Annotated in this window: 9 protein-coding genes; 4 read left to right on the forward strand and 5 right to left on the reverse strand. The window is 71.5% G+C overall.

All coding sequences use genetic code 11. The features are described from left to right. Window positions 1–149: 149 nt before the first annotated feature. From CC117_RS31400 to CC117_RS31415, 4 genes are all read left to right on the forward strand, one after another. The gene (locus CC117_RS31400) at window positions 150–542 is read left to right on the forward strand and encodes a nucleotidyltransferase domain-containing protein (RefSeq protein ID WP_071091302.1); all 393 of its coding nucleotides are present in this window, start codon (window positions 150–152) and stop codon (window positions 540–542) included. A 3-nt stretch (window positions 543–545) separates the two neighbouring features. Continuing rightward, window positions 546–968, forward strand: coding sequence for a type VII toxin-antitoxin system HepT family RNase toxin (hepT, locus tag CC117_RS31405; RefSeq protein WP_071091304.1), 423 nt, complete (start codon window positions 546–548; stop codon window positions 966–968). Window positions 969–1,642: 674 nt separating this feature from the next. Beyond that, complete coding sequence (locus CC117_RS31410; RefSeq protein ID WP_071091307.1) at window positions 1,643–2,539, forward strand: poly(ethylene terephthalate) hydrolase family protein; 897 nt, start codon at window positions 1,643–1,645, stop codon at window positions 2,537–2,539. A gap of 176 nt (window positions 2,540–2,715) precedes the next feature. After that, window positions 2,716–2,988: a hypothetical protein gene (locus tag CC117_RS31415; protein ID WP_131803166.1), complete on the forward strand. Its 273-nt coding sequence runs from the start codon at window positions 2,716–2,718 to the stop codon at window positions 2,986–2,988. On the opposite strand, the gene CC117_RS31420 is transcribed toward CC117_RS31415, so the two are convergent. From CC117_RS31420 to CC117_RS31440, 5 genes are all read right to left on the reverse strand, one after another. Next, window positions 2,989–5,574 (reverse strand): HlyD family efflux transporter periplasmic adaptor subunit, encoded by a 2,586-nt coding sequence (locus CC117_RS31420; protein ID WP_084133069.1) that lies wholly within the window; start codon window positions 5,572–5,574, stop codon window positions 2,989–2,991. Next, complete coding sequence (locus CC117_RS39585) at window positions 5,567–5,995, reverse strand: DUF5666 domain-containing protein (protein ID WP_241830587.1); 429 nt, start codon at window positions 5,993–5,995, stop codon at window positions 5,567–5,569. Before CC117_RS39585 ends, CC117_RS31420 begins: the two co-directional genes overlap by 8 nt. A 596-nt stretch (window positions 5,996–6,591) precedes the next feature. Then, complete coding sequence (locus CC117_RS31430; RefSeq protein WP_071091315.1) at window positions 6,592–7,824, reverse strand: ABC transporter permease; 1,233 nt, start codon at window positions 7,822–7,824, stop codon at window positions 6,592–6,594. Continuing rightward, window positions 7,821–8,648 (reverse strand): ABC transporter ATP-binding protein, encoded by an 828-nt coding sequence (locus CC117_RS31435; protein WP_084133072.1) that lies wholly within the window; start codon window positions 8,646–8,648, stop codon window positions 7,821–7,823. Before CC117_RS31435 ends, CC117_RS31430 begins: the two co-directional genes overlap by 4 nt. Before the next feature lies 1 nt (window position 8,649). After that, complete coding sequence (locus CC117_RS31440; RefSeq protein WP_071091318.1) at window positions 8,650–10,077, reverse strand: efflux RND transporter periplasmic adaptor subunit; 1,428 nt, start codon at window positions 10,075–10,077, stop codon at window positions 8,650–8,652. Between the last annotated feature and the right edge of the window lie 344 nt (window positions 10,078–10,421).

Consider the following 10,421-nt stretch of genomic DNA (forward strand, 5'->3'; position numbering starts at 1 on the left):
ACAAAAGTCGAGACTCGYCGGACCTCCCGTCTGTCGGAGGCAGCCGACGGCCGCGTCGACCAGCCGGTCCGAAAGCTCCCCGGCAGGCGTCCATGGACGGACCACCGCGGCCGAGTCCGGCAGACCGTCYTGTCTGCGAGGATCGAAGTATGGACGAGACGCACGCGGCCGCGACGCGACGCGACGCCGTCACCGCGCTGCGCCAGGCGGGCGCCCGATTCGCCTACCTGCACGGCAGTCGCGCCACCGGGCAGCAGCGAGCGGAGTCGGATATCGACGTCGCCGCCTACTTCGGCGGGCCGCGGCCTCCCAGCTCCTTCGACATCCTCCTGCCAGCCGGCGTCGATCTCCTGGTCCTCGACCACGCGCCGCTCGAACTCGCCGGCAGGGTCGCGGTCGGCGGTCAGCTCCTCTTCGAGGATGACCGGGTCGCCCGGGTGCACTGGRAGGCGATGACCAGAAAGATCTACTTCGACGAGCTCCCGCGGATYACCCGCGCCCATCGCGAGTTTGCCGCCGCGCTGCTCGCCAGGGAGATCTAGCCGGTGGTCGACCAGGCCCGGGTGCTGCGCCTGCTCCGCGCGATCACCGACGACCTGTCCGTGCTCCGCCGCGAGTCGGGTGCCGACGACGAGCGCCGTGCGGATCCGATCTGGTTGCGGGGCGTCAAGTACACCTTCGTCACCGCGATCGAGGCCTGCGTCGACGTCGCGCAGCACATCTGCGCGACAAGAGGCTGGGGACCACCGGCCGACAACGGGGACTCGATCCGCCTCCTCGGGGACCACGGAGTGCTGACCCCGACTCTCGCCCGGTCGCTCCGCAAGCCCGTCGGTTTCAGGAACGTCCTCGTGCATGACTACGTCGACGTCGACGACGAAATCGTTGTCGCCCGGCTGAAAGCGCTCGACAACCTCGGCGACTTCGTCCGGGAAACAGCGGACTACATCTCCGGCCGACAGGAATAGCCTCCGACTCCCGGCTGGGGCCACCTTCGACGTCGCGTTGACGACGCATCGATGTCGCGCGCTGATTCGGTACCGACCTGCACCGATCCGCGCCAGCGACCAAGCAGCCAGCAGCCAGCGCCGGGCAAGCCAGTCGGGAAACCAGGCATCGGGAATTCCTGGAAGCCGGTCTCCGGCCATAACAGTTACCTTGTTCACCGGCGCCCGGACGCATAACAGGAGACCCGTYTCCGACTTCTCCGGGAAGGTTATACCCCTTCCCAGATAATCCGCCCAGAGTGGTTGACGTACCTCACATCCGTCGGTCATGCTGACCCACCTAAGCAGGTTCTCGGGCGCACAGGAGACGGTTGCTCATGACCCCGTGACCGTCACTGACGCCTTATCTCTGCCCTGTTTCCAGGCACCCACAGGACCACGGCGGAGATATCTCGCCGTCCTGTTTCGGCTGCGTTCGCCATGACGCATCCACGGCAGTCAAACGTGACAGCCACCAGACTGCCGCATTATCGCCATCCCCAGCATCTCCGCTGGTAGCGGGCCCACAGGGCCCGCCATCAGGCGGTTCACCGACCAGCCCCCTCCGCGGTACCCCAGTACCGATGTGCCATTCATCAGCGACTGCCGATGAATGGGAACCACCATCTGTCAGCCCCACCTGAAAGGAGTTCGCCATGCGTGGCAGAAAACTGTTCGGAAGTGCCAGCAGACGACTGAAACTGACGCTTGCATCGTCGATGGCCGCGGCGTTATGCGCCGGTGTCGTGGCCGCGGCACCGGCCCAGGCCCAGGTCGCCAACCCCTACGCCAAGGGGCCCAACCCGACGGAGGCGAGCGTCACCGCGACCACCGGCCCGTTCGCGGTGACGACCTCCAACATCTCGTCGCTGGTCTCCGGCTTCGGCGGTGGCCGGCTCTACTACCCGACCGCCACCAACCAGGGCACCTATGGCGCGATCGCGCTCTCGCCCGGGTTCACCGCCGGCTGGTCCAGTATCGATTGGCTCGGGCCGCGACTGGCCTCGTTCGGGTTCGTGGTCATCGGCATCGAGACCAACAGCCGGTATGACTACCCGCCGTCCCGGGGCGAGCAGCTGCTCGCCGCCCTCGACTGGGCGGTGGAGGACAGCCCGGCGGCCAGCCGGATCGACCCCACCCGGCTCGCCGTCGGTGGCCACTCCATGGGCGGCGGTGGATCGCTGGAGGCGGCCTCCGACCGGCCGTCCCTGAAGGCCGTACTGCCACTGGCGCCGTGGAACTCGGACAAGACCTGGAACGAGGTCCAGGTGCCGACACTGATCATCGGTGGCGAGTCCGACACCGTCGCCCCCGTGGGCTCCCACTCGACGCCGTTCTACAACTCGCTCAGYGGCGAGAAGGCCTTCCTCGAGCTCAACAACGCGAGCCACTTCTTCCCGCAGTCCCCGAACAACCTCGTCGCGAAGCTGGCGATCTCCTGGGCGAAGCGGTGGGTGGACAACGACACCCGCTACAGCCAGTTCCTGTGCCCGGGCCCGGCCAGCGGCGGACTCAGCGAGGTCCAGGCGTACCGGCAGACCTGCCCGTTCTGACCCGCCGTTCTGACCTGCCGTCCTAGCCTGCCGTTCTGACCTGCCCCTTCGAGGTATTCGTCCCTGATCTCCGGGGGCTGCCCGGTTCCCGGCGACCATCCTGGCGCCGTGACCGGCGGGACACGCACCGTACGGGGCGGGTCCTTCCGGTCACGGCGCTTCGCCGTGTGGGGGCGGTGCGGGGCACACACGGCGTGGCCGGGCAGCTCGCCGCCGAGCGGAGCACGCAGCTGGCCGCCGCCGAGGACACGGCGGCGGGCGTCGTCCGGGTCGAGTGCGGTCCGGGCACGTCCGTCGCCCATGCGGTGGAGCTCGCCGACCTGCGCCAGGCGCCGCTGCCTGGGCGACCCCGGTTTCCTGTACCGCGCCCTGCGCCGCACCGCCGTCACCTGACGACCGCGGCCTGCCGGTTCCGTGGCCCCGGAGAGACGGCACCGCGGCGCAGCTGATCAGCGACCACTGGCGCCGCCACCGAAACCGCCGCCCACGAAGCCGCCAGGTCCAGCGGGTCCGCCGTTGAGCACGCCGCTGGTGCTCCCGCCGCCGAACAGCCCCCCGCCTCCGGACGGCTCGTCCGAGTCACCGGAGGGCAGGTCGGCGTTGACGTCCGCGAGGACAACCTGATCACCGGCTTCGAGGCCCGAAGTCACCTCGGTGCGCTCAGAGCCGACCGCACCGGTCTGCACCTGCACCGCCGTCGCCTCACCGTCTCTCACCACGGTCACCGTGCTGAGCTGGCCGGACCGGTGCACGGCGGACGTCGGCACGGTCWGGACGTTCTCGACCTCCTTCACCGTGATCGACACGGTGGCGCCGGTGCCGTCGAAGAGCCGTGCGCTCGTCGGATTCAGCACGATCCTGACGGGATAGGTGGTGGTCGACCCGGTGGTGCTGTTGAGAGCGCCGATCGACGACACGGTGCCGGTCAGCGACTCCGCGACTCCGTCGACGGTGACGGTCGCCGGGTTCGACACCTGCACCGTGTCGACGGCCGACAGCGGGACCGTGGTGGTGATCTGCTTGTCGCCGTCGCCGAGCATGGTGATGGTGGCGCTGCTCGAGAACGCGCCGACCGTGCTGCCGGGCGTGATCGAGAGGGCGGCCACCGTCCCGCTGATGGGGCTGGTGAGCGTGGCACCGTTCAGGTTCTGCTGGGCGACGGCGACCTGCGCGGCGGCCGCGTCGATGGCGGCCTGATCCGCGGCGAGTTTCTCCGCGGAGGCGGGCGACGAGCCACCCGGCCCATCCGCCGAGGCGCCGCCCGTAGCCCTCGACTCGCCGCGTTCGGCACCGGCACCATCCGCAGGGGACCCGGAACCGCTGGGAGTAGAACCGTCCGGCGGTGTGCCGGTCGTAGTCGGCCTCGGCGAGGGCGCGGTCGGGGTCAGCGAGGGCGCGGTCGGGTTCGGACCGCCCGGGCCTGATCCGTGACCGTCCTGACCGGAGCCCGAGGATGGGCTGGGTGCCGTGGTGGCGCTGCCGCCGCCGGACCCGGGCGGGCGCGTCCCGCCCGCCTGCGGGGTCACCGACGGCGAGGCCGGTGAGCTGGTCGACGGACTGGTCGGCGGAGCGGTCGGCGGAGCGGTCGGGCGTGTGGACGGTCCGGTCGGTGTGGCGCCCGCGGTGCTCAGGGCACGCACGGCCGCGTCCAGCTCGGTCTTGGCCGAGGCGAGCCGCGAGGTCAGTGCGCCCAGGTTCGACTCCCCCGACATCCCGGAAGCGTCCGCCGGGGCACTGAACCGGGTGACCAGCGCGCCGATCGCGTTCTGGCATGCGGAGGCGTCGATGGCGCCGACGAGGCCGGCCTGCTGGATCGTCACGGTGTACGGGGTGCCGGTGTCCAGGCCGGTGAACGTGTACGGGCCGGTCCTGGTCGCAAGGACGGCCCCGCCGCGGCTCAGGGTCACCGTGTCCTGCGGGCCGACCGTGCCGCTGATCGTCCCGCTGTCCGCGGACGTGTCCGCGGGCGTCGGGGTGGCCGTGTAGGAGATCGGCGCGGGCGGTGCCCCGTCCGTCACCGTGCAGCCGCCGCCCTGGGCGGTAAGCGCGCTCAGGTCGGCGCCGAGGTCGGCCAGCACGGCGTCGAGTGCCGACTGGGCCACGACGACGTCCTGCTGTGCCGCGGTGACCGCCGTGACGAGCGCGTCGCCCGACCTCATGGCGCCACCGGCGGTGTCGGATCCGGCGGTGTCGGATCCGGTGGTGTCGGATCCGGTGCGCACGACCGCGGTGGAAAGCGGGCCGGCAGTCGTGCCGCTCGACAGGCTCACGACCCGTCCCGCGACGACCGTGGCCACCACCTGGCCGGTCGAGGTGCTGGTCAGCGCCACACCGGCGGAGCCGGCCCACTCGTCCGCGGGGGCGGATGCGGCGTTCGCCACCAGACTGATCGTGGCTCCGGGCACGCCACCGGCCCCGGCGGCCCCGGACACGAAGGCCGCGGTGGCGGCGGAGGCCCCAGAGGCCGAGGAGGCCCCCGATGCCGAGGTCAGTGTGGTCGTGGTGCCCTGCGAGCCGCCGCTGGCCGTCTGTCCTGYCGCGTCGTTGGCCAGCGTGAGACGCGCGTTCGCCAGCCTCTCGTTCGCCGTGTTCAGCGCACGCTGCAGCTGGGCCGGATCCAGGTTCGCCAGCACCTGACCCGCGCTGACCTTGTCACCGATCTCCACGGGTACCGAGGTCACCGTCCCGCCGACGGGGAAGGACAGAGTCGAGGTGTTGACCGTGCTCAGAGTGCCTACCGAGGTGAGGGTCTGGGCGACCGAGGCGGTGGTGGCGGAGGCCAGGCGGTAGGACGCGCCCTCGTCGGCGGTGGCCACCAGGCCGGCGCCGACGCCCGCACCGACCACTGCCAGCGCGGCCGCGCCGGCCACAATCCTGCGTGTCGGTCGCCCTCGGCGCCGTGCCGACCGCGAGCCGCCTGCCTGCATGGCCCGGCCCGCCTGCATGGCCCAGCCCGCCCGCGTGGCCCAGCCCGCCCGCGTGGCCCAGCGCTCCTGCGCTGCCCCCTCCGGCAGCCCGGGGCCGTTGTCAGCCATTGGCGCTGCCTGATCCGGCCGAGCCGGCACGGCCGCCGCCAGCGAAGCCGAGGGCGCAGACTCCGTTGGTCGCCTCGCTGAGCGCAATGCGCGTCGCCGTGACGGCGCCGGTGTCGTCGGACTCCCCGTTCACGACGGCGCACCTGCCGACGGCCAGTGCGTCGGCGGTCGCGTCCACCGACCGGGTGTAGGTGGTGTCGCCGTTGACCAGCACGGTGTAGGTGACGGGGTCGTCGCTCCCGAAACTCACGCCCGAGACGGTGATCGTGGAGCCGGACACCGCTGTCACCCTGCCCGTCGCCCGGCCGCCGAACCCGCCCTGGCCGCCGAACCCGCCGCCCTGCCCGCCCTGCTCCGCCCTGTCCGCCGGGGGCGCCGCTGGGTGGGGTCCGGGGCTGCCCGCTGGGCCTGGCCCCAGCACCCGTACCACCACAGGAACCGTCGGTCGGCTGGGTGATCGCCACGGTGGTGGCAGTGAAGGAGGTGGGCATCGCCGTGGGCCGCGTCCCGCCGCCGGGTGCTCCGGACGGCTGCCCGGCCGCCGGTCTGCCCGTCGGTGGCGGGCCGCCACCGACCGGCCCGTTCGCCGCAGTCACGCAGACGTCCTGCGTGACGTCGCCGAGGGTGGCCGCGGCGGTCTGGGTGAAGGTCGTGCTGTCGCTGTACGTCACCGCGACCTGGCCGGTCTGGTTCTGCACCTGGAGCGTGCCGGCGTCGATCTCGGCGATGAGACCGGATGCGGCGCCGCCGCCCCCGTCCCCGCGGGCAGCTGCTCCGGAGGCCGCACCGCCCTGTCCAGCGGCCTGCGCGTCATCTGGCTGGGATGCCTCGGAGGAGCCACCGCAGCCGGCCAGCACAGCGGCCAGCACAGCACTGGACGCCACGACAGCGGCCGTCCGGTGGCGGACGGAGCGGCTACCGGTCGTGCGTGCGGAGAGCGGAGCCAGGCCAGTCATGTTCTCTGTCCTTGTCAAGGGGGGACCAGTCGTGAAGGGGGTGTCCGGTGCCGTGGCGACGTCAGTCGCTGCGCAGCGCGTCGATGGGAGCCAGGCGAGCGGCCCGGCTGGCCGGATACACGCCGAAGGCGACGCCGATGGCGACCGCTACCGCGAGGGAACCGAGCACCGCCCACCAGACGATCGCGACCGGGTTGTCGATGAACTGGGGCAGCACCAGGGCTCCGCCGATGCCCAGCAGCGCGCCGCCCGTCCCGCCGACGAGGCTGAGCAGCGATGCCTCGATGAGGAACTGTCGGCGGATCGCCGCGGGCGGCGCGCCGAGCGCCTTGCGCAGCCCGATCTCGCGGGTGCGCTCGGTGACCGAGACCAGCATGATGTTCATGACGCCGATGCCGCCGACCAGCAGCGACAGCGCCGCGATGCCGGCGAGCAGGGCGGTGAGCGTCCTGCTCACGGACGTCGCCGTGCTCAGCAGGGACTCCTGGGTGGTGATCGTGAAGTCCGCGCTGTCCGCGCCGGTGATGCCGTGCTGGTTCAGCAGCAGGTTCGTGGCCTCCTGGTGGGCCGCCGACAGTGTGGATGACGACGTCGCCCGGATGTAGATCGTCGAGACGGAGGTGCGTGTCGTCCCGCCGAACAGCCGGCTCGCCCCGGTGGACATCGGCACGATCGCCTGGTCGTCGAGATTGCTGGAACTGTCCGAGCCGGCGGAGTCAAGGACGCCGATGACCGTGAACGCGATGTTGTTGATCGTGACGCTCTGGCCGAGCGGACTGCGCCGACCGAACAGCTCGGACGCCGTGTCCGCGGCCAGGACAGTCACCGCCGCCGCCTGCGCCTCGTCCGTCGTGGTGAGAAAGCGGCCCTCGGCGAGTGAGCGGCTGCGGACGGACAGCCACTCCGGCGTGGTGCCGACCACGGTCGTGGTCCAGTTCGTCGAGCCGTTCAGCAGGGAGAGTGAGCCCTGCTTGACCGGAGYGACGCCGTCGATGTCAGGTGCTGCGGTCTTCGAGGCCAGCGCGGCGGYGTCGGCCGTGGTCAGCGTCGACGCGGAGCCGAACCCGCCGCGTACGCCGGCGGAGCTGGTCGAGCTGCCCGGCGAGACGATGAGCAGGTTGCTGCCGAGCGAGCTGATCTGCGAGCCGACTCTGTCCTGCGCGCCGACACCGAGACCCACGGTCAGGACCACGGCGGCGATCCCGATCAGGATGCCGAGCACGGTGAGTCCGGACCGCAGCCGATGGGTACGGATCGCGTCGATTCCGGTGCGGAGCGTCTCCAGCCAGTTCATCGGCGCGCCGCCGTCCCAGCCGCTGACGTTCCCGTCGGCTGCGGGCCAGTCGCCGGCGGGGATGTCGCGCCGGTGGTGCTGTCGGACTCGATGAGCCCGTCCCGGATGTGCAGCACCCGGCGGGCTCGGGCCGCCACCTCCTGCTCGTGGGTGATCAGAACGATCGTGCGACCGGAGTCGTGCAGCTCGTCGAAAAGGTCGAGCACGTCGCGGGTCGCTGTCGAGTCCAGGTTGCCGGTCGGTTCGTCCGCGAGGATCAGCGACGGGTCGCCGACCAGCGCGCGGGCCACCGCGACCCGCTGTTGCTGGCCGCCGGAGAGCTCCCCGGGCCGGTGCTCGACCCGGTCGGCGAGGCCGACCCGCTCGAGCGCCCTGACCGCCCGCCGCCTGCGGACGTCCCGCCGCTCGCCGCGGTAGACCAGCGGAAGTTCGACGTTGCGCCAGGCAGACAGCGAGGGCAGCAGGTTGAACTGCTGGAACACGAACCCGATCCGACGGTTGCGGATCTCGGCCAGCTCCACCTCCGTCATGGTGCTGACGTCCTCGCCTGAGAGCCGGTAGGTGCCGCTGGTGAGCACGTCCAGGCAGCCGATGATGTGCATCAGGGTCGACTTCCCCGACCCGGACGGGCCGACGACGGCCACGTACTCCCCCGCCGCGATGCTGGTGGAGACACCGCGCAGCGCCGCGACGTCCAGTGCGCCGGCGCGGTAGGACTTGCCCACCTGCTCCAGTTCGATGACCGGGGCGGGTGCCTCCCCCTGAGGCCGCGCGCGGGGAAGCGGCATCGTCGCGGGCTCCTGCTGCCCTGGTGTGCCGGTCATGTCAGTTACCCCTGCCGGCGAACCCGCCGCCCGCGCCGCCGGGAAGCCCGCCACCCCCGCCACCCCCGGCGCCGCCGAACCCGGCGTAGCCCTGACCTCCGGGCCTGCCGCCGGTTCCGCTGCCGCCCGCTCCGCTCGGGACGGCCACGTCGACCATCACCTGGTCGCCCTCGGACAGCCCGGAGACAATCTGCGTCGAGCCGCCGCTGGCGAGGCCGGTCGTCACCTCGCGGGTGGTCGTCGACGTGCCGGACACCAGACGGACGACCGATGCGCCGTCCTGCTGGCTGATGGCCGAACTCGGGACGACCAGCACGTTGCTGAGCTGCCTGTAGATGACGGTCACGGTCGCGGTGTCACCGGCGTGCAGCCCGCTGGGAGTCCCGGCCACCTTGATCACTACCGGGAAGGCCGCCGTCTGTCCGGAGCTGGACGCGATCAGGCCCACCGACGACACCGTCCCGTAGATCGTGCCGCTGCCGCTGGGGCCCGTCGCAGTGGCGGATCCCGCCCCGGCACCGCTCGCACCGGGAGCCGCACCGGCGCCGTTCGCGCCGCCCGCGCCGTTCGGGGCCGGCCGCTGACCGGCCCCTCCCCCAGTTCCGGGAAATGTGCTGGTGCTGGTGCTGGTGCCCGGGGCGATGGTCGCCTGGTTGCCCTGCGCGATCAGGTTGACGCTGTTCGAGTCGACGGTCCCGTTGACGATCCAGGAGTCGGTACTGATCACCGTGATCTGCCCGGTCGGCGAGCTGGACGACGTGGAGCTGCCTGACCCGCTCGACGTCCCACCGGACGCACCCGCTCCGCCGGACGTGCCTGCCCCGCCGGATCCGGTCCCGCTCGACGAGCCGCTTCCGCTTCCTCCGCTTGAGGAGCCGGGCACCTGCTGCCCGACGGTGAGCGACATGCCCACCACGACTCCGTTGACCGGGGAGGTCATGGTCGCCCCGGCCAGCGCCTCCTCCGCCGTGGTAACCGCGTCGGTCGCGCTCGTGACCGCGGCCTCGTCGGCGTCGAGCTGCTCGCTCGACGCCCCGGCGCTTCTGTCGGAGGCCAGCTTCTCCTCGCTGTTGGCCTGCGTCAGCCTGGCCTGGGCGAGGTCGGCGGCCAGGGACGCCGAGTCGATGGTCGCCAGCGTCTGGCCGACGGTCACCTCGTCGCCCTCGCTCACCAGGACGCTGGTGACCGTGCCGGGGGCGGGGAAGGTCAGGTCGGACTGGGTCTCCGGAGCGATCGTGCCGCTCATGGTGACCGTCTGCCGAACCGTTCCCAGCTCGGCGGTCATGGYACGCGAGGTGACGGTTGTCGCCGCCTCCGAGGAGCCACCGCGAGTGACCGCATAGACGGTGATGCCGGCGGCGATAACGACCACCCCGACCAGTGCGACCAGCAGCCGGCGACGTGCGACCAGGTCGCCTACAGCCGTCATGACCGGATGCGTTCGGCGGGGTTCTGTGTCTGCACCTGCGAGAGCTTCTCGACGGGGTCTGTGACCAGCCCGTGCGGAATCTATGCCCAGGCTGTGAATTCACCGTACCGTTGTGGAAGTCATGGATTTGTGCTGACCGGTCAGTGYGTACACGCACGAATTTGACGATCTCGCCTATGGCAGGGCTACGGCGGCCACGACGGCGTGACTTTCTGCAYGCACCCTCCGGGGATACGCCGGGGCCGCCACCGACCGATGATCCGCTCCCGGAGTCCGGCGCCACGCGAGCGGGTGGAGACCTCAGGCGCGGGTGGGTGTCTCAGACACGGTCGAGGCCGTTCGCC

Source organism: Parafrankia colletiae, assembly GCF_001854655.1.
Lineage (GTDB): Bacteria > Actinomycetota > Actinomycetes > Frankiales > Frankiaceae > Parafrankia > Parafrankia colletiae.